Source organism: Paraflavitalea sp. CAU 1676 (assembly GCF_029223285.1).
Classification (GTDB): Bacteria; Bacteroidota; Bacteroidia; order Chitinophagales; family Chitinophagaceae; genus Paraflavitalea.
On record NZ_JARHUJ010000008.1, the window covers coordinates 289,124 to 308,537 of the forward strand.

General features: G+C 50.5%; 15 protein-coding genes. 10 read left to right on the plus strand and 5 right to left on the minus strand.

Features of this window, described 5'->3' with window-relative positions; genetic code table 11:
• Positions 1-38 precede the first annotated feature (38 nt).
• From P2H89_RS26050 to P2H89_RS26080, 7 genes are all read left to right on the plus strand, one after another.
• The gene (locus P2H89_RS26050; protein WP_275832597.1) at positions 39-1,172 is read left to right on the plus strand and encodes a cytochrome c peroxidase; all 1,134 of its coding nucleotides are present in this window, start codon (positions 39-41) and stop codon (positions 1,170-1,172) included.
• Positions 1,173-1,283: 111 nt separating this feature from the next.
• Positions 1,284-3,401, plus strand: coding sequence for a TonB-dependent receptor (locus P2H89_RS26055; RefSeq protein WP_275832599.1), 2,118 nt, complete (start codon positions 1,284-1,286; stop codon positions 3,399-3,401).
• Between the two features lie 91 nt (positions 3,402-3,492).
• Complete coding sequence (locus tag P2H89_RS26060; RefSeq protein ID WP_275832601.1) at positions 3,493-3,753, plus strand: hypothetical protein; 261 nt, start codon at positions 3,493-3,495, stop codon at positions 3,751-3,753.
• Positions 3,754-3,809: 56 nt separating this feature from the next.
• Positions 3,810-4,733, plus strand: coding sequence for a glycerophosphodiester phosphodiesterase family protein (locus tag P2H89_RS26065; RefSeq protein ID WP_275832602.1), 924 nt, complete (start codon positions 3,810-3,812; stop codon positions 4,731-4,733).
• 1,227 nt (positions 4,734-5,960) lie between these two features.
• Entirely contained in the window at positions 5,961-6,524 is a 564-nt protein-coding gene (locus P2H89_RS26070; RefSeq protein ID WP_275832604.1) for a T9SS type A sorting domain-containing protein, read from the plus strand.
• A 95-nt stretch (positions 6,525-6,619) separates the two neighbouring features.
• Entirely contained in the window at positions 6,620-10,090 is a 3,471-nt protein-coding gene (locus P2H89_RS26075) for a hypothetical protein (RefSeq protein ID WP_275832606.1), read from the plus strand.
• Positions 10,091-10,108: 18 nt separating this feature from the next.
• A complete protein-coding gene (locus tag P2H89_RS26080; RefSeq protein ID WP_275832608.1) occupies positions 10,109-10,771 on the plus strand; it encodes a hypothetical protein in 663 nt (220 codons plus the stop codon).
• A 74-nt stretch (positions 10,772-10,845) separates the two neighbouring features.
• Here P2H89_RS26080 and P2H89_RS26085 read toward each other — a convergent pair whose 3' ends face one another.
• The 3 genes from P2H89_RS26085 to P2H89_RS26095 all read right to left on the minus strand — a co-directional run bounded on the left by P2H89_RS26085 (position 10,846) and on the right by P2H89_RS26095 (position 12,806).
• On the minus strand, positions 10,846-11,640 hold the full coding sequence (locus tag P2H89_RS26085; protein WP_275832610.1) for a DUF2452 domain-containing protein: 795 nt from the start codon (positions 11,638-11,640) through the stop codon (positions 10,846-10,848).
• 138 nt (positions 11,641-11,778) lie between these two features.
• Positions 11,779-12,210, minus strand: a complete 432-nt coding sequence (locus P2H89_RS26090) for an META domain-containing protein (RefSeq protein WP_275832611.1) — start codon at positions 12,208-12,210, stop codon at positions 11,779-11,781.
• A 167-nt stretch (positions 12,211-12,377) separates the two neighbouring features.
• A complete protein-coding gene (locus P2H89_RS26095) occupies positions 12,378-12,806 on the minus strand; it encodes a YqaE/Pmp3 family membrane protein (protein WP_275832613.1) in 429 nt (142 codons plus the stop codon).
• A 244-nt stretch (positions 12,807-13,050) separates the two neighbouring features.
• Here P2H89_RS26095 and P2H89_RS26100 point away from each other — a divergent pair, with 244 nt between their 5' ends.
• Entirely contained in the window at positions 13,051-14,445 is a 1,395-nt protein-coding gene (locus P2H89_RS26100) for a HAMP domain-containing sensor histidine kinase (RefSeq protein WP_275832615.1), read from the plus strand.
• 25 nt (positions 14,446-14,470) lie between these two features.
• On the opposite strand, the gene P2H89_RS26105 is transcribed toward P2H89_RS26100, so the two are convergent.
• Together P2H89_RS26105 and P2H89_RS26110 are read right to left on the minus strand one after the other, a co-directional pair.
• Complete coding sequence (locus P2H89_RS26105; RefSeq protein WP_275832617.1) at positions 14,471-16,510, minus strand: hypothetical protein; 2,040 nt, start codon at positions 16,508-16,510, stop codon at positions 14,471-14,473.
• A 140-nt stretch (positions 16,511-16,650) separates the two neighbouring features.
• Positions 16,651-17,487 (minus strand): dienelactone hydrolase family protein, encoded by an 837-nt coding sequence (locus P2H89_RS26110; RefSeq protein WP_275832619.1) that lies wholly within the window; start codon positions 17,485-17,487, stop codon positions 16,651-16,653.
• A gap of 212 nt (positions 17,488-17,699) precedes the next feature.
• Here P2H89_RS26110 and prfB point away from each other — a divergent pair.
• Positions 17,700-18,792 (plus strand): peptide chain release factor 2 gene (gene prfB, locus P2H89_RS26115; protein ID WP_275832621.1). Its coding sequence is split into 2 segments (ribosomal slippage): positions 17,700-17,747 and positions 17,749-18,792, totalling 1,092 coding nucleotides; the frame shifts between segments, so codons are not numbered across the junction.
• Between the two features lie 95 nt (positions 18,793-18,887).
• Positions 18,888-19,406, plus strand: a complete 519-nt coding sequence (locus P2H89_RS26120) for a hypothetical protein (RefSeq protein ID WP_275832623.1) — start codon at positions 18,888-18,890, stop codon at positions 19,404-19,406.
• The last annotated feature ends 8 nt before the right edge of the window (positions 19,407-19,414 follow it).

The window sequence follows — 19,414 nt, forward strand, 5'->3', positions numbered from 1 at the left end:
GCGCTTTTGTTTTTCCCATCCCAATATATTTGTACCGTATGAAGAAGTTCATCGTAGTAGCGGTGCTCGTTGCGCTCGTAGCCGGAATCGCTTCTTTTACCCATAACCCCACGCCAGGCACCATCGATGTCAACGACAGCCTGCGTGCGTTGTACTCAAGGCCAGTAGCCGAATGGCCCAAACCTACCATCGAAGCAGGTGTACAATGGAAAGAAATGAGCGCCCTGCCGGTCGATTCCAACATCGTGGCCAACCTGAAAGATCCGAAGATCAACCTGGGTAAACTCCTGTTCTTCGATCCCCGCTTATCCGGTTCCAACCAGATTTCCTGCAGCAGCTGCCATGATCCCGACCTGGCCTGGACAGATGGCCGCACCGTTTCCCTGGGCAGTGATCGTAGGCAGGGCACCCGCAACACGTCAACCTTGCTCAATGTAGCGCAGGTGAAAGACCTGTTCTGGGATGGTCGCTCAACCAGTCTCGAAGACCAGGCCATCAACCCCATCGCCACCATCCACGAAATGAACCAGGAGCCACCCACCATACCCGAGGAGCTCGAGGCTATACCGGGGTATGTGGACCTGTTTGAAAAAGTATATGGCAGCAAAAGGATCAGCCTCGATCGCGTACTCGATGCGCTCGCCGCTTTCGAACGTTCCATCGCCAGCCGTAGCAGCCGCTTCGACGAATTCATCAATGGCAAATACACCAAACTCAATGATGAAGAGATCCAGGGCCTGCACCTCTTCCGCACCAAGGCCCGCTGCATGAACTGCCACAACGGAACCTATTTCACCGACAACCAGTTTCACAATATCGGGCTCACTTATTACGGCCGTAAATACGAAGACCTCGGTCGATACAAAGTGACCAAAGAAGCCGCCGACGTAGGCAAGTTCCGCACCCCCTCGCTGCGCGATGTGATGAAGACCCGCCCGTGGATGCACAATGGACTCTTCTATAACATCGAAGGCATCATGAACATGTACAGTGCAGGTATGCCGCAGCCCAAACGCAAGCCCGAACAGGCAAATGATCCGCTGTTTCCGGCAACCGACCTGCTGATCAAAAAGCTCGACCTCACACCCGAAGAAAAGAAGTCGCTGATAGCATTCCTGGATGCCATTACCGGAGTTCCCGATAAGATGGATAGACCAGAACTTCCGAAATAATTCCGCCGCTGGCTAAAATGCTTCCCCGCCAATGGGGGAAGGAGCTATTACCTGCGTGTCTGTGCGCGATTTATGCGTAATATTGACGTTCATAATCATCGAACGATTCATATGAAGTTAATTTTACCATTGATCGGAACAGTCTTGTGCGCAAGTGCATATGCCCAAACGTCCGACACCCTGGAGGCGATAACCGTTACTGCCCAAAAGAAAGAAGAGAAACTGCAAAAGATACCCGTGAGCGTGTCGGCCATCACGGCCCGTCAGGTACTTGATTATCGTTTGTGGAATACCAAAGAGATCACCGCCATCGTACCCAATCTCTATTCCGCCGATCCGGGCGATGGCCGCAATGTAACCTCCATCCGCGGCATCACTACCACCTCATACGATCCTGCAGTAGCAACGTATATCGACGGCGTAAACCAGTTTGGCCTCGATACCTATATTTCTCAGCTCAACGACATCGAACGCATAGAAGTGTTGCGCGGCCCGCAGGGCACGCTCTATGGCCGCAATGCCATGGGCGGCGTCATCAATATCATCACAAAACAGCCCGGCAATCAACTCAACGGATTTGCCGAAGCCAATATCGGCAACTATGGCCAGCAGCGTTATGCAGCCGGCTTCCGGGCCCCGCTGGTAAAGAATAAACTCAACCTCGGCGTAACCGGCATCTACGATCAACGCGATGGATATTATACCAACCTGTACAACAACAAAGACTTCGATCGCCAGCACGGCATATCCGGTAACTATTACCTCAAATACCTGGTGAGCCCACGCTGGTCCGTCACCTTCAACCTCAAGCATGTAGCCAACCGCAACAACGGCACCTTCCCGCTCACGAATGGGGTAGAGGATGCACTGGAACATCCCTTCGAGCTCAATCAGAATGCAGTGACAGAGATGGTCGACAATACCTTCAATACATCGTTGTCGATACAACATACCGGTGCTGCTTTCAACTTCAGTTCGCAAACAGCCTGGCAGTCGAACCACCGTTATTACCGCAGTCCCATCGATGGTGATTTTTCTCCCATAGACGGCGTAACCATCATCAATGATTATGGCAAGGACTGGAACAAGGTGAAAGTATTTACGCAGGAGTTCAGGTTCACCTCAGTTGCTACTGCACCTTTTAAATGGACGGCCGGTACTTACCTGTTTGCACTCGACAACCCGGTAAAACAAACCACTCATTTCGGAGAAGATGCCGCCATGGTAGGATCGCCCGATAAGAACTACGGACTCATCAATACTTCTACCGGTAAAGGATTCGGATTGGCATTCTATGGAGAAGCAGGTTATGTGTTGAACAAGCAGTGGGAAGTGATAGCAGGTCTCCGTTATGACTACGAGCGCAAGAAACAACAGGTGTTGGGCGAATACCAGCCCGACGGATCACCCACGCCCATCTTCGACTTTCAACCCGATACCAGTGCACGCGCCAGCTTCAATGCCTTCTCACCCAAAGTTGGTTTGCTGTACCATGCCGCACAGCACAACGACCTGTTTGTAACCTATAGCCGCGGTTATCGCGCCGGTGGCCTCACGCAACTGGCTGCCGATCCTTCCACGCCGCCTTTGTACGCTTACAAGCCCGAATACAGCAACAATATCGAGTTGGGCAGCAAGAATACCTTTTTCAACAATAAGCTGCGCGTCAATGTAGCGCTCTTCTATGCCACGATCACCGATGCACAGGTGCCTACGCTGGTACTGCCCGAAGCCATCACCGTAACCCGGAATGCCGGTAAGCTGAATAGCAAAGGAGCAGAGCTGGAATTGGCGGCATTGCCGTTGAAGGGATTGGAATTGAATTATCAGGCGGGCTTTACCGATGCGGAGTACAAAACACTCAAGGTATCGCAGAACGGGGGAACCGTAGACCTGGCTGGTAAAAAGCAGCTTTTTACACCCGATATGACCTCTATGCTGGCCCTCCAATACCAGTTGCCGGTGAGCCAAAAGCCATTTGTACAACTGATGGCACGTGGCGAATGGCAGTACCTGGGCGAGCAGTATTTCGACCTGGCCAATAACATCCGCCAGTCACCTTATAACCTCCTGAATGCACGGGCAGGAATCATCACCAAATATGCGGAAATTCTCTTTTGGGGTCGTAATTTAGGTAACAGGAAATATGTCAGCTATGCCTATGATTTTGGCGCTGTACACCTGGGCAATCCTGAAACCTGGGGTTTTACCCTTCGGGTAAAATGGTAGTGCTTCTGCGTGCATGATGTATTACCCTTGCCGCTGCCAAACCACCAACGATTGATGTGCCAGATTTGTTAACATAGAAAAAGACCAAGACATGGGTAACAAAAAACGGCCTGAGGACGAAAAGGAATACCTCGACAATTCGGATGCAGGTAGTGATGCAGGTAAGGAGCAGGAAATCGATGAAGCTGCAACTGGAGCAGTGCTGCCCGATCCGGAAGAGATCAAACTGGGCCCTCTGCACAAAACCGGCGATGAGCATCGTACTGTCATCGATGTAAGCAAACCTGCTGATAACAATATTAACCGCGATGAAGATGAACATGCATCGTGGGATTACAGGCGTAACAAATAAATTAATGCGGGCATCACAGCAGTGATTGTATATTTATGGCTTCAACCAAATACTCCATGAAACATACGCTGCCATTACTGTCTGTATCATCCGTTCTTGCGTTATTTGCGCTGTTTTCCTGTAAAACAACCCAGAAATCTGTGAGCTCCTTTCAGTTTCCTGCATTCTATAAAGAAGGTCACCGCGGTACTCGCGGACTGATGCCTGAGAATACCATCCCGGCCATGACCAAGGCGATCGAGGTAGGCGCCAATTTCATCGAGGTGGATATCTATATCACCAAAGACAAGCAGGTATTGATCGCCCACGATCCTTATGTGAACGTGAACCATTCGCTGTACGACGATGGTCGGGAGATCGAAAAAACGGATGCGAAGAAGTATGTGTGGCGCCAGATGAACTATGCCGACATCCGCAAGTTCGACGTAGGTTCCAAACCTTACAACGGATGGCCGCAGCAGCAGAAGATCAAAACGTACATGCCATTGTTGGGCGAGCTCATCGATTCGGTAGAAGCGTTTACTAAGGAGCGTAAGCTGACACCCGTGATCTATAACATAGAAGTTAAGACCAGTCCACAATACGATAGCCTCGGTTATAATGCCGGCCCCGAAGAGATGATCACGGCCGTTATGGATGTGGTGAAGAGCAAGAACATCGGCAATCGTTTTTACATACAATCATTCGATGTCCGTCCGCTGCAGGTAGTGCACAAGAACTATCCCGGTGTGATGATCGGTTTTCTCACGGGCGACGCGAAAGCCACGTTGGAAGGCAACCTGAAGCAACTGGGTTTTACGCCTGATATCTATAGTCCGCATTACAAACTCGTAACACCCGACATGGTGAAGGCCTGCAAGGAACAAAAGATGAAGCTGGTGCCCTGGACAGTGAATACGCAGGAAGAGATGAAAGCACTGATCAAGCTCGGTGTTGATGGTATCATCACCGATTATCCCAATTACTTCAGTCAGCTATAACTGTAAAATACTTATTTGGATCGGCAGGCCCCGCGTCAACAATGGCGTAAGGCCTGCCGGTTTCATTTGTGTGCGTTGGTAAAACACTACATGGCCTTCCAAACTTCCTTAGGCTGGTTAGCTTTCCAGCCACTCTTCTTGTAAGTCATCTTCCTGCTTGTCCTGTGCGCCGCGGGCTCGTTTACAAGCTGCCCGCCCGCGAGGCTACTTCCCCCTCCGCCGCAAATTCCCGCTTCCGTAAGCGCCTTTTACCGAAACCGTAACAGGAGTAGGCTAATCTTGTCGCAAATTTGTATTACAGTAAGCGAATATAACCCAAAGGGTTAGCAGCTAAAGAGATCAGGTGGTGCTGCTGCGGGCAATGGCCCGGACCCTTATCAAGATAGTTCTTTGTAAAGGCTGGTGGGGCCTCTCCGTTGTGCTTTCAAGCGCTGACATGAACGGATTATGTGGACCATCTGAATTGACATCATCAGTGTCCCACCTCTTTTTTTCGCTTCCGCCATTCACAGCGCTGCACAGGCAGCCTGTCATCATAATAAGTCCTTTGAGTGGTTCCATTTACCTATGAAGAAAGTTAAACCGGTTCCTTTGAAGGCACTAATGCTCCCCGGGAAGTCTGCCGCTTTGCGACAGACTTCCCGAATTTGCCGCCCGGTCATTACTCACTATTCATCCAACGATCATTTCCCGGTCAAGCCGCACAACCAGGCCAAGCCACGATGTTCGGCCACACAACACGGCCAACACAAACAACTTAGCCAACACTCATTACCCAGCCACCCCTCACTGCCGCCAGCTTTCGCCACCTATAGCATGACGACATACCCTATTCGTGGTAGCCAAGCCAGCATAACTGACCATCATGGTCAACCTTGAAGAAAAATTACCACAAAGAGGGAATTTTTTTATTTTGGAAAAGTCTCTATTTTTATACCTGTTAATTGAGCCCCGCGTACCTTGATGAAATGGTAAACTGTACAACCTGTGTATTCAGCACGAGCCTGAATGAGTAGATCAAAACTTCCTTCGCCTGTAGTATTACTGATACCTATTGTGATCTGTTGACCGGATTCGGGCAGCAGCAATGATCACCTCTGCATGTAGCGCATGTAGCCTTTATCTTTTTTCACACCCTACCTGTACAATCGTAGTGTTTCATGCCCGTGCATGAAGCAGATGACTATGCATTGTCATTATTTAACCTAAAAATAAGTCCGACTGCTTATGAACAAAATCTACCAGGCGTCGTTCATTTTGCTGTTGACGATCATGGCGTTTCCCTCCAGGGGGCAAACCATCAGGCCCTTTATCTTCAACTCGACCGGGGGCATCTACAATGAGCCCAATGGGTATTACCGGTTCGATTGGAGCGTGGGAGAAATGACCATGATCAGTACAATGGCACCGTCCGACAGTACCTTTCTCCTCACGCACGGCTTGTTACAGCCGTTAACGGAGATCATCGGTAATTCCTACCTGTCACTCTTATTCGCCCCGGGCGAATACCGCTTATTTCCCAATCCCACAGCGGGCAAGTTCGAGCTAGACTTCTTTATCCGGGAATCCGGCTTTATGCAGTTACAGCTAACGGATAACAATGGTAAAGTACTGGAGAAGCGGGAGTTCGATTACAACAACTGTTGCCGCATCCACTACTTCGACCTTACCCGCTATCCATCGGGCACCTATTTCGTAGTGGCGCGTTTATCGCCCGACAGGAAAAGGAGTGATAACAAATCGGTTATCAGGCATAGCGGATTCCGGGTGCTCAAGATCGACAACCGATGATCATTTTGTGCAAATACCTGAATCGTTGCGGTCAACAATCAACCGCCCTTAAAACAATCAACTCTGCATCTCTCTAACCACAAAACAAATCAACTATGAAGAGAATTTTATGCCTGATCACCGTATTGCAGCTGGTGGCGCTGTGCTCGATGGCCCAGGCACCGGCCCTGATGAACTACCAGGGGGTGGCCCGTAATGCTGTGGGCAACGCGTTGCCCAACAAGCCCATCAAGCTGCGTTTGAACATCCGTAACGGATCGGCTGCAGGCAGCATCGTATATTCAGAAACAAGATCGGTCACCACCAACCAGGTGGGACTGTTCAATGTACAAATAGGAAGCGGTGGCGCTACCAATGTAAGTGGTACTGTTGCCGGCATCGACTGGAGCAACGGTCCCAAGTTCATACAAGTAGAAATTGATCCCGAGAACGGTACCGCATTTACGTCTGTAGGAGCTTCCCAGCTACTCTCTGTACCCTATGCCTTGTTTGCAGGGTCGGGCAATGCAGGCGGACCGGCAGGTGGAGATCTTACAGGTACTTACCCTAATCCGGCCATAGCGCCGGGCGCAGTAGTGAGCAGTAAAATTGCCAGTGATGCGGTAACGACGGCCAAAATTGCTGACGCCAACGTCACTACAGCGAAACTGGCTGATGGATCGGTAACGATGGCCAAGTTGCAGGATGGATCGGTAGTGACAGTGAAGCTGGCAGATAATGCGGTGACCACGCCCAAGATCGCGAACAATGCAGTGACCACGGCGAAGGTGTTGGATGGCAATATTACAACAGGGAAACTGGCAGATGGATCAGTATCGACGCCGAAGCTGGGCGACGGCTCTGTTACTACTCCAAAGCTCGCCGACAATGCTGTAACTACAGCCAAAGTAACGGATGCGAATATCACCTCAGCAAAACTGGCGGATGGATCAGTAACGACGCCGAAACTGGGCGACGGCTCTGTTACTACTCCGAAGCTCGCCGACAATGCTGTAACTACAGCCAAAGTAACGGATGCGAATATCACCTCAGCAAAACTGGCGGATGGATCAGTAACGACGCCGAAGCTGGGCGACGGTTCTGTTACTACTATAAAGCTCGCCGACAACGCAGTGACAACTGCCAAAGTAATGGATGCGAATATCACTTCAGCAAAACTGGCAGATGGATCAGTAACGACCGTCAAAGTACTCGATGCCAACATCACCACACCAAAGCTGGCCGACGGTGCAGTGACGATGGCAAAGCTCGATCCCGGTATCACTTTCCCGCCAACAGGACCAGCAGGTGGCGACCTCGACGACACTTATCCCAACCCCACAGTGGCTGCGATCCGTGGCGTCAACGTATCGCCAACCCTGCCTTTGAACGGTCAGGTATTAAAGTTCAATGGCGTAGACTGGGCGCCTGCTGCCGGCGGTGGCGGCGGGTCACTCACGTTGCCTTATAATACGATAGAAAATGATGCAAACACATTGTTCTCCATTACCAACAATGGCGATGGTACATCGCTGGAAGGTATCAACAATACGACCACTTCCAGCATCGCGGCCATTCGCGGAGTCATCACCTCCACAGCCCCCGGCGGTTTCTCATCGGCTGTACGCGGTGCCAACAACGGTACCGGCGGACTGGGTATAGGTGTATGGGGATCACAGAATGGCTCGGGTTGGGGCGTTTATGGTAATACGCCCAATGGCCTTGGTGTATATGGCAATTCAAGCGCCAACGGCTATGGAGTATATGCCAACAGCAATACCGGTATCGGCTTGCAGGCTACTTCCAACAATGGTATCGCCGCCAATTTGTCGATCTTTAACAATGCCAATAACAACAATGTACTTAATGCCAGTACCGTAGGTAATGGTACAGTCATCAACGTAACGACAACTGGCAATGGTACCGGTGTATTTAGTTCTACCGGTTCAGGTTTTGGTGTGCATGGAATCGCCAGCTCGCAATCCTCGGCGGGTATTATTGGCGATAACACTGGCGCAGGTGAAGCGGTAGTAGGTCGCACAACTTCCGACATTGCAGGCGCTGTAGTAGGCCGCAATGATGGCGGTGGTTATGGCGTACGTGGTTTCATTGCCACCAACACCAGTAATACCGGAGTAGGTGTATTCGGACAGGTTGGATTGAACGGTAGTACCGGCCGCGCAGGTCTGTTTACCAATACCAACCAAACCAATACCGAAGCCAATATCCTGCAGGTAGAGTCCAACAGCAATGGTAATATACCCGACAATACCCTCGGCAATGCATCGTCCTTCTTCCTCGACAATACCAACAGTGTTGGTGCTGCAGTAAGAGCAGAGGTGAATACCATCTTCGGCAACTTCGGGGCTGCGGGCGTATTCGGTATTTCATCAGGAACCGGTGGTCGTGCAGGTCTCTTCTATGCATCCAACCCCGCCGGTAATGGCGCTTCACTCATATCGCTCACAGATGGTAATGGTAATGCTATCACGGCCAATGCCGGTAAAGATGGCAATGGAGTAGAAACCAATATCGATGGAGCTGGTACGGCCCTGTATGCCTGGGTGCCATCCTTCTCCGAGGGACGTGCAGGCAGGTTCGAGATCTTCAACGAAGACAATGACAATACCGCCGTCACCGTGAAAACAGTAGGTAATGGTACCGCAGGTGATTTCAAGGTAGATCGTACTACTGGTACATCTCCTGCTGTAAAAGGTGAAGTGAATTCCATCTTCGCCAACTTTGGTACCGCAGGTATATTTGGTGAGTCATCTGGTACAGGTGGCTATGCAGGTCTCTTCTATTCGTCCAACCCCGGTGGCAACGGTCCGGCCGTACTGGCCCTTACAGAAGGCAACGGCAACGGCATTACCGCCAATGCTGGTGGCACTGGCGATGGCGTAGAAGCCTCCTGCGATGGCAATGGAAATGCCATCTCTGGTTTCATCCCCAACTTCGGCACCGGTAAAGCTGGCCGTTTCGCCAACTTCAACAATGCCAACAGTCAGCCAGTTGTGCACGTTACCACAACCGGAACGGGATCTACGCTGCTCGTTAACCACCAGGGCGCATCAGGTAGCATTGCTGTATACCAAAGCGCTTCTGTCAACGTAGCCCGCATCAACAAAGCAGGCAGAGGGTTCTTCAACGGTGGTACGCAGAACAGTGGCGCCGATATAGCAGAAGCATTTGATGTTACTGGTTCTGCTGCCCAATACGAACCCGGCGATGTATTGGTGATAGCTACTGACAAAGACAGGGCAGTTGAAAAATCTGCCGGTGCTTACTCTACACTGGTGGCCGGAGTATACGCTACCAAACCCGGCGTTTTGCTCACAGAAGAAGACATCGACAGCGACCTCGCCGGTAAAGTGCCCATGGGTGTGGTAGGCGTCATTCCTACCAAAGTATGTATGGAAGGCGGCGCCATCAAAAGAGGCGACCTCATCGTTACCTCCTCCATCACCGGCGTAGCCATGAAAGCCGATCCCGATAAAGTAAAGATCGGTCAGGTAATAGGCAAAGCCCTCCAGGACTACAACGCCAACGGCGTAGGAAAGATCAATGTATTGGTAAGCATTAAATAACCGCTAAAAGCAACACATATGACATTCAAACATCGATATAAAGTAATGATAGGGGTGATGGTATTTCTGGCGCAAGCCTTCATCGCCAATGCGCAGGAGGATGAGAAAAAGAATACCGGCGAAAGTGTTGGCAAACAGTTCCTCAACAACCGCGTGCCCGGCATGCAATACGCACCTGCAAAACCAAAAACACAAAGAAGGGCTACCCTGGCCGAACAACAGGAAAACCACGACGAAAGCAGTGGCATGCAATTGAAAAAAGGAACCATTAAGGGAATGACGATGGCCCCGGGCGCACGCAATACCAACCTGGCTCCGCGTACAACAGCAAAACGCTCCGCGCCTTCCGGTACCTTGAGCAGCGATCAAAAGGCAGAAGCTGTAAAGCCGGCGGTGCTGCCTGCAACGCAACCGCCCACACAGGGCGGCGTACAAACGCCGAAGGACGATAGGTTGAACCTGACGCCGCGTACCGGCAATCCGCCGACCGGCGAAAAGGTGCAGCCAGCCATCAACCGCAACGCACTACCCACCATACAATCGGTAAAGCCTGCTGCGCAGGGGAGCAATGCACCTGCGGCCGACAAATTAAAGCCTGCAACCAATGGTGCTAATTCATCCACCATCGATAAGTCAAAAGCTACACCGGTAAAAGCCAATCCGGCACCGGCCCTACAATAATGATCGGGTGTTTTCAAACGCTGGCCCGCGAGGGCTGGCGTTTTTTTATGCGTGTACCGCAAAAATTCATCGACTTAAACCACTTCCATCCAGGTATGATCGGCCAGCAGCTTAACGGCGGCTATAAATCGCTTATAGGGTCCTGCGCCGCCACCCCATTCACGGGGGCTTACCAACGACAATAAATGGCTGCCGTCTGCTTTCTCGTAGAGGTAATAAGTTTGACCGATAACCGGCGCAAAGTTGAGCTTGGCATTATAGATCAGCATCGACAGTTCCTTCCTTTTCTGGATCTCCTGCGCCTGAAGCGCCAGCAATTCTATCTGCTTGCGTATCTGCCCCAGTTGCATATTGGTTTGCTCTTCCATCGCCGTGAGTGCCTTATGCCTGATAACGCCTTCTTCAGTGGGCTTGATAAGCGCCCCGGCCACAGAAGCAGAGTAGGGGAGCACGCTCATCTGCTTATGATAATACTCCACATTGGTATACTCCCGCTGTGCCGGCGTGTTGCCCTTCTGCGTTATTTTCAGATAACCATTCGGCATGATCTCGTTGGTAACATGCAATACAGGCTGCCTGTTTCTAAAGAACCTGGTTTCGAAAGTGATGCCATCGATAAAAGTGGCACTGATAGTATCGGCGATCTCGGGATTCTCAAAGCTGTGTTCCTGCCCATCGGGCACCAGGATATACTTCGATTCGAAGGCCTGGTTCTCGATGGTAACCCAATTCATACTCACCGATAATAACCGTTCATTTTCTACGGCCTCCAGTTTATAGATACCCGAGCGTGGACGATCCCCAAACTCATAAACTCCTTTTTCGGGAAACAATTGCCAGCTGGCCAGGAAATTGTATGCTTCAACCATAAACCAAAAATACAATTTTGCCTTATTGGATCAACTCACCGATCGTGGGTACCGGCATGGGTTACCAGTACCTTGTATTTCAAGATAAACCAGCCCCGCTCATCATACTTTCCATGGCCGGCAGCACTCACCATATCCCTATTGCAGGTACAGCGCTTCAAAAGAAGCCAACAGGTCCTTGTCTTTCAGCAACTCCAGCCTGGTGCCGGTAATACGGTAGTGCGTGGTGTTGTTAAGGGCATCGAAGAGCTTATCCTCTACCACCATGGTCTCCTGGCAAAACATCTTGGTACTGGCTATGCCTTTAAAGCTGATGGCATCACCTTGCACGGTATAGCCCCCGAAATAATTATTGCATCCGCCAAAGCCTTTGATGCGGCCTGTATCCAGTTGAAGGAAAACATCTTTAGGGAGCTTGGGCAATCCGCTGGGCAAAGCAGGTAAAGCGGTGAGTTTCCAGCGTGTATTGGTGAGGGAGCTATGGGCAGTATTGTCTTTAGTGGGCACTGTCTTTTGCGCACAACCCGTCATGATCGCTACCAGGGCCACAAATAATAAAACCTTTTGCATAGTGTATGTTTTTGTTGGAAGATAGATGCCGCAGGGGGCGGGGTTACACACTACGGTAAGGGCTTTAACAATTACTTGGGGAAGCTATTAAGGAAGCATTAAAAAAAATGAGCTCCTGCTTATGGTGGGGCAGAAGCTCAATATGTTAATCCTGTGGATGGTGGCTACTAGATTGCGTCGAATACTACGAGCAAAGCATAGATAACACCGGGAATCCAGAAGATAAGGGTCAGGATAAGGCTGATCCAGAATTTGCTGTTGATCTCTCCTTCTTTCAGGTAAACAGCCAACGGGGGCAACAGGATAGCGAGGATAGCGAGCAGCACCTGGTCGGTCTCTGCATCTTTACCCGCTCTTTTGTCGGCCTTGTACTGTTTGAACACCTTCTTGGCATCTTTCAGGCGGGCTCTTCTTTCACTGCGGGAAAGGCTCTTAAACTCTTTCATAGCAGCGTTAACCGCATTGGGATCAGGCTCGGAAGAGGCAGGAGCGGTAGCTGCAGCGGGTACGGGTACCACGGTGGCAGCCATACTGCCGGGAACTACAGCGCTAATCAGGATCATGCACAAAAGCAAGTGAAGTGTAAGTCTTTTCATAGTGATTATTTTTGGTAATGAAGACGGCGTGAAATTAACATATATTTTTGATTTCCAATAGGGTTTTTGCAATTTTGAGCAGGTAACGGAGGGGCATGGTGACCACTCATGCAACCGTTAATTGGGCAGTAAGGACCTCCGGGGACTTGCATTACATCTCTTTTATAGCTATCTTTCGTCATATCTCTAAAACCGCCACCCCCTGATACGTTTTATTAAATTCAATCCTGCGAAATCTTCCGCCGTGAACCCCCTGGGGCAAACCCTCGGGCAGTACTGGAGCTTCATCAAGTCGATTGGTGTTGACAGTAGCATGGAAGAAAGCGAAAAGCGCAGGTTGAGTATATTCAACCAGTTGAACATTTTCAGTATGGTGGCCGGCCTGATACTTACCCTGGCCGGAATCTTCAGCAACGATCATCTTCCTCCGTTGGTTTGGTATGTAGTAGTGTCGCCACTGGCTATCGGCGTCATTATCCTCTGGCTTACCTACGAGCAGTATTATGAAGCCGCCCGCCTCGTGTATTTCAGCGTGTATCCCATCGTTACCTGCCTGGTATACCTGGGTAAGGTAGATGCCGGCGTATCGCTCTTCTTTATCCTGTATGGCGTGATGTCGGTCTTCTTTCTGCAGAAATTCACCAGCATCATCTTTGCCTTTTGCTGGTCGGCTGCTTGTTATATCGTTGCCACCGTAGTGCCCCACGACTATTATTTCCGGTTATCGGCCGTCAACTACTGGTTATACGTATTTCACCATGTAACAGCCCTGGGCTTTATATTTTATACCCTCTTCCTCATTAAAAAGGAGAATACCGATTACCAGTTCACCTTGTTGGGTAAGAGCCGTGAACTCCATCGTCGTAACCTCGAGATCGGCAAGCAAAAGCAGGAGATCGCTGAAAAGGCCACGCTGCTCGAACAGCAGACCAAAGAACTGATGGAGTTGAACCAGGTGAAGAACAAACTATTCTCTGTCATAGCGCACGACCTCAAAACGCCCATGTATGCCATGCGCAACCTGTTCGATAATATGCAGCGATACAAGCTCACGTCGCAGGAGATACTCGAAATGGTACCCGCCATTGCCACGGAGATGAACTATACCACCAGCCTGATGGAAAACTTGCTGCAATGGGCCAAGTCGCAAATGAAACATGCCACAGTGAACCCCGAAGTACTCGATGTACAGCGGATGGTGATGGATGTGCTGAAACTGTTGCAACTCCAGGCCGAGAACAAACGGGTATACCTCGAATGCCGCCTCGAAGAACCGGTATATTGTTTTGCTGACCGTGAAATGGTAAGCCTGGTATTGCGCAACCTCCTGTCTAATGCGATCAAGTTTACACCGGAACAGGGAACTGTATTTGTAGGCGCCAGCGAGAAGTCGAAACAAGTGGAAGTATTTGTACAGGATACCGGTATTGGCATGAGCCACGAAAACATGCAGCGCATCTTCAGCGAAGCCTATTACTCCACAAAAGGCACCAATAGCGAAACCGGTACCGGTCTTGGATTAAAGTTATGCCGGGAGTTCCTCCAAAAGAACGGGGGAGATATTTCGGTACAGAGCGAACCCGGTAAGGGAAGTACCTTCTGCTTTACATTACCGCGTTATGAAGACCAGGTAGCCTGATCCTCATAACGGGTAGATCTTCTGTTTACAAACTTATTTTTACGCCCAATCCAAAGTACTTACGGTTACCGGCCATCTTAAAACGTTGGTGTTGTGCGAGGTTCCTGGCATCAACAAAGAGTTCCAGGTTGCCCTTATTCTTCAGCGGCACATTGTATCCCACGTAGGCATTCTGCAAAGCCAGTCCATTCAATTTGCCATAGTCCTGGAGAAGGGTTTGCTTGCTGTCCGGATTACTGTAATACAACAGATCGGCCCCTGCAACGAATCGCCCAACGGTAATACGGTTGGTCCATCCACCGGTCCAGGCAGTTTTGTCGCTGTTGAAATCGCCATAAATACCGTAAACGCGCGAGTACATAGGTGCATCATCCGATTTACTCTTTATGCTGGTGGCGTTGATGCCGGTGCGCCAGCTGAAATTCCAGCTGTCGGTGACTACAGCGTTGATGCCGATATAATGGGAGCTGGAAGTGATGTCGGGAAAAAGCGTGCTTCCGCCAACCGGTGAACTGTTGTATACCGGTGCAGTGAAATTCCTTCTTTCAAAGATATAATTGGCAATAAGCCGGTTGTTGAAAAGGCTTAGCCGCGCACCCGTTTGCCAGTTCCAGAAAGAGTTTTCCGCCGCCGAGCCTGGCCATACGGGTACGGGGATAGCACCGAGGAGTGGAACACCATTGTAGTTGGTGGCCTCCAGGTCGAGCGATGCATCTCCGGTATTATCTGTTTCTGCATAGGAGCCGAAGAGCTTGAGGCTGGTTGGGTTGTCGGGCCGTGCGAGGCGGAACAGGTCAATGCTCGTGCTTACAAAAGGTAGGAGATCGTTTACATTTTGTCCATAGGTTTTTGAAATATTCTTAAGCACGCCGCCCTGCAGGTTAAAGCTGTTGCGATAGCGAAGGTTGACCGAAGGGGTTACCAGGTAAATCCTGCCTTCCTGCGAAATCGTGTTCCCGAGAATTTGTGTGGGCATGCCATTGGTTTCCCTGTGCAACACAGTTTCCCATTCCCGGTCGAGATAACGGAAGCTGAAGTTCAGCGCCGGTTCTATGGACCAGTCGCGGCTAAGTTGGGCGCGGTAGCTGATATGGTCCATGATCAATACCTGCTGGCTGCGGTTCTTGGTGTTATACATCTCGTTGGTGCTGCTGCTGACTGGGGTACTTATGCTCGTCGAGACCTGGTGGATCGATCCCTTTTGCCATCCGTATGAAACCGTGAGCTCATTGGTAAGCCGGTCGCTCAGTTTTGAACGCAAACCAATGGTTGGGTTGAGTATCGTTTGCTTGACACGCAAATCGGACCCATAGCGGTAGTTTCCCGAAGCGGTCCCGAGTTCATAGTCGCGTACCTGTGGGGTGGCATTGACACGGAGTGTAAGTTCGTGTTTGTTGCCCAGTTGAGCCGTTGCCCACCCATTGATGCGGAAACGATCGGTATTGTCGGGTATCCGGACAGCATCCTTACGCCACTTGGGGTCAGGAAATACATCGCGGTAATAGTTGGCCGACATTCCAAATTGGAGGTGCTTGCCGTTTTGGTAAGCTGATACCTGGTATAAATGCGAAAAATTATTGACGCTTTCTATCTTTTCGCCGATTTGGTCTTTCTCAAAACTGGTATTGACCAGGTAGCTCTGTCCGGCGATGGTCATTCCTTTGGGTTGGTTGCCCCCTTTACGGGTTTTGATGAGCACCAATACCTGCTGACTGGTTGCGCCGCTTACCTGTCCCAATGCGTTTTGTACGAGGGTCACTTCTTCAATGTCGTAGGGACTATAGGCATTGACATCATTCATGATCACGCCGTCTATTACATACCGGAGGCGTGCCTGTTGCGTATAGTACCCGTAGCTCCATACATTGATGGCCTCGGCGAGGCTGTTGAAAGGCATCTTTTCCAGATCGGTTCCTTTGATGGTGATCGATTGGGTGAAGTCTTTATCGATCCTTAGCCGGCCGAGATTGAGTTCATTTGAGATGGTATCTGTTTGTGCATGGCTGCTGAAGCCTATCCCCAGGGCGAGGGCCAGCGTTAGCAATGGTTTGTGGGTGCAGTTCATGGTGTATAAATGGTAATTGTAACCGAAAGATAGTGGAAAGCACCACCTGAGCCAATAAACCGGGTGTTAAATAAAACATAACGGCTATGGGTACAGTTTTAGTACTGCTCCCATAGCCGTTACCTATGCATGCATATAAACTATTTGAAGATCCTGCCGAAGAAGTCCTGCATCTCTTTCCAGGAAGCTGTATCGGCCGCTGCATTGTATTTGATATTGAGGCCAAACTTTTCTCCTATCGCTGTTGCGCCCGGATTCGTGAACGCATGCACTGCATCGGGGTAGGCCTTGAAGGTGTAGTCGGCGCCGATAGAGTCCATTTGTTTCTTGAAGGCATCTACCTGCTCCTGTGGTACAAAGCTATCTGCTGCACCATGCGCTACGAGGATCTTTGCTTTTAACAGTTTCTTATCGGCCGGTACACCGCGAAGATCACCATGAAAACTCACTACCCCGTTTACCGGGGCGCCCAGTTTGGCAGCATTGAGTACGATCGATCCGCCGAAGCAATAACCGATAGCGGCCAGTTTGCTGGAGTCAACCTGCGGATAGGTTTTCAGTTTGTTGAGTGCCGCCATAAACCGTGAGCCGGCAAGCGCGGGGTTGGTATAAAAGCGCGAAGCCTGTGCATTGGCGAGGCTGGGACTGTCTACCACCAGGCCATTGCCATACATATCGGCCACGAACGCGATATAACCCAGGTTGGCCAGTTGACGGGCGCGGTCCTTAGGGTATTCATTGAGGCCCCACCATTCGGGGATCACCAGTACGGCCGGCCGTTTTTGGTCGGTCGCTTCATTATAGGCTACAAAACCAATGAGTTTGGCCGTATCGGCGGAATATTCAACGCTACCTTCAAAGAGGCGCACCGAGTCGGTTTTGGCGGCAGTAGTATCGGTTTTGGCCGCCTGATCGCCGCAGCTGGTCAGGAACAGGTTGATTGTCAGTAAGACAGGTAAAAAAGCTACATATTTCATATTTAAACCATTTAGGTGGTGAATGCTGTTGGTTGACACATGGTTTGCGAAATAATGGCCGTTGGTCCGGCAACTGTTACCATCGGTTCGCCCCCGCAAAAATAAAATTGTCTGGCAGATTTTATCGCCTATTAATCAATGCTTAACCATAATTATTAGGCCAGGGCCGGCAACTGGCGGTCAAAGGAACTAATCCTTATCTTTGCGCCCTTATGACACAAGAATCAATCAAGGCTATGAGGGACCGTGTAGTGGTCCTGAGGAGGTTTCTTTGACGTCGATAACAGACGTGACAAGATAAACCAGGATAAACAACTATCCTTATCCCCCGGATTTTGGGACGACAACAAGCGTGCTACCGAAATTCTCAAGAACATCAAGCTGAACGAGTACTGGGTGAAACTGTATGAGCAGTCTGAAGCATCTGTGGAGGATTTTGCCGTATTGTTCGACTTCTGGAAAGCCGGAGAAGCATCTGAAGACGAAACCCGCGAATCTTACGACCGTTCCTTGCTCCAGCTCGAAGAAGCCGAATTCAAGAGCACCCTCAACCAACCCGAAGACGAACTGCCCGCCGTGTTGCAGATCAACAGCGGGGCAGGAGGTACCGAAAGTCAGGACTGGGCCGAAATGCTGGCACGTATGTACCGCATGTATGGCGAAAAGCAGGGCTGGTCGGTTACCGAACTCGATTGGCAGGATGGGGATGGAGCAGGCGTTAAAAGCGCTACCCTCCAGTTCGATGGTCCGTTTGCTTATGGCTTCCTGAAAGCCGAAAGCGGCGTACACAGGCTGGTTCGGATATCTCCCTTCGACAGCAACGCCCGGCGTCATACCTCTTTTGCCTCAGTATATGTGTATCCCCTGGTGGACGACAGCATTGAAGTAGCGGTAAATCCGGCCGATCTCGAATGGGAATTCTACCGAAGCGGTGGTAAGGGCGGACAGAACGTGAACAAGGTGGAAACCGCCGTTCGTTTGAAGCATATACCCAGCGGGATCATCGTGGAGTGCCAGAAAGCACGTACTCAGGGTGAGAACCGCGAGATGGCCCTGCAAATGTTGAAGAGCCGTTTGTACGAAGAGGAGATGCGCAAGCGTGAGGCCCTGAAGAATGCCGCCAACGCCAACAAGAAGAAGATCGAGTGGGGAAGCCAGATACGCAGTTACGTATTTCATCCCTATAAGATGATCAAGGATCACCGTACCGAATTTGAAGTAGGTAACGTGCAGCCGGTGATGGATGGTGAGTTGGATGGATTCATCAAGGCTTACCTGATGATGGAAAAAGAAGCCCAGGTGTAAAACCGGGCTGTACATACCGATTAACCTTGCCTGTGATAGCACACCCCCCCTGGTGCGCTAACCGTATACCTGTTCCTGAAATAAAAACGGAAAGCATGATGCGTTTGTTGTTGCTATGGATATTGGTTGGATTAGTAGCCTGTGGTGAGCAGGGAGCGAAAGATCCTGGTGCATTGTCAAATGATTCAACGCAGTCAGCGCCGGCCGTTGCCGGTGATAGCACTGCAGCTCCGGTTGCTGCACCAGTCGACGAGCTCGCCGATGACAGTGCATATACTGACGAAAACGACCCTAGCTGGGCAACTGCCGGTTTTTCCGATCCGAAAGGGTTTAAACTGTTCCTGGTGCAACTGCGCAAATGGGTTGATAACGGCGACAAGGATAGCGTTGCCAATGTATTACGGTATCCAATGAGCAATCCCAAACTGAAGGATAAACAGCAGTTGCTGGCCCGATACGATGTCATCTTCAATGAACAGGTAAAGAAGGCGCTGCGCGAGCAGAACCTGCAGCAAATATTTCGCCGCGACCAGGGAGCGATGATCGGTAATGGCGAGCTTTGGTTTATCCAATCGGGCGACCGCTTCCTGATATCGGCTATTAATTACAAGTAAACTACATA

Excerpts from the sequence above, each read along its gene's own strand:
- P2H89_RS26050 (WP_275832597.1), top strand. The coding sequence starts at position 39 with ATGAAGAAGTTCATCGTAGTAGCGGTGCTCGTTGCGCTCGTAGCCGGA.
- P2H89_RS26055 (WP_275832599.1), top strand. The coding sequence starts at position 1,284 with ATGAAGTTAATTTTACCATTGATCGGAACAGTCTTGTGCGCAAGTGCA.
- P2H89_RS26060 (WP_275832601.1), top strand. The coding sequence starts at position 3,493 with ATGGGTAACAAAAAACGGCCTGAGGACGAAAAGGAATACCTCGACAAT.
- P2H89_RS26065 (WP_275832602.1), top strand. The coding sequence starts at position 3,810 with ATGAAACATACGCTGCCATTACTGTCTGTATCATCCGTTCTTGCGTTA.
- P2H89_RS26070 (WP_275832604.1), top strand. The coding sequence starts at position 5,961 with ATGAACAAAATCTACCAGGCGTCGTTCATTTTGCTGTTGACGATCATG.
- P2H89_RS26075 (WP_275832606.1), top strand. The coding sequence starts at position 6,620 with ATGAAGAGAATTTTATGCCTGATCACCGTATTGCAGCTGGTGGCGCTG.
- P2H89_RS26080 (WP_275832608.1), top strand. The coding sequence starts at position 10,109 with ATGACATTCAAACATCGATATAAAGTAATGATAGGGGTGATGGTATTT.
- P2H89_RS26085 (WP_275832610.1), bottom strand. The coding sequence starts at position 11,640 with ATGGTTGAAGCATACAATTTCCTGGCCAGCTGGCAATTGTTTCCCGAA.
- P2H89_RS26090 (WP_275832611.1), bottom strand. The coding sequence starts at position 12,210 with ATGCAAAAGGTTTTATTATTTGTGGCCCTGGTAGCGATCATGACGGGT.
- P2H89_RS26095 (WP_275832613.1), bottom strand. The coding sequence starts at position 12,806 with ATGAAAAGACTTACACTTCACTTGCTTTTGTGCATGATCCTGATTAGC.
- P2H89_RS26105 (WP_275832617.1), bottom strand. The coding sequence starts at position 16,510 with ATGAACTGCACCCACAAACCATTGCTAACGCTGGCCCTCGCCCTGGGG.
- P2H89_RS26110 (WP_275832619.1), bottom strand. The coding sequence starts at position 17,487 with ATGAAATATGTAGCTTTTTTACCTGTCTTACTGACAATCAACCTGTTC.
- P2H89_RS26120 (WP_275832623.1), top strand. The coding sequence starts at position 18,888 with ATGATGCGTTTGTTGTTGCTATGGATATTGGTTGGATTAGTAGCCTGT.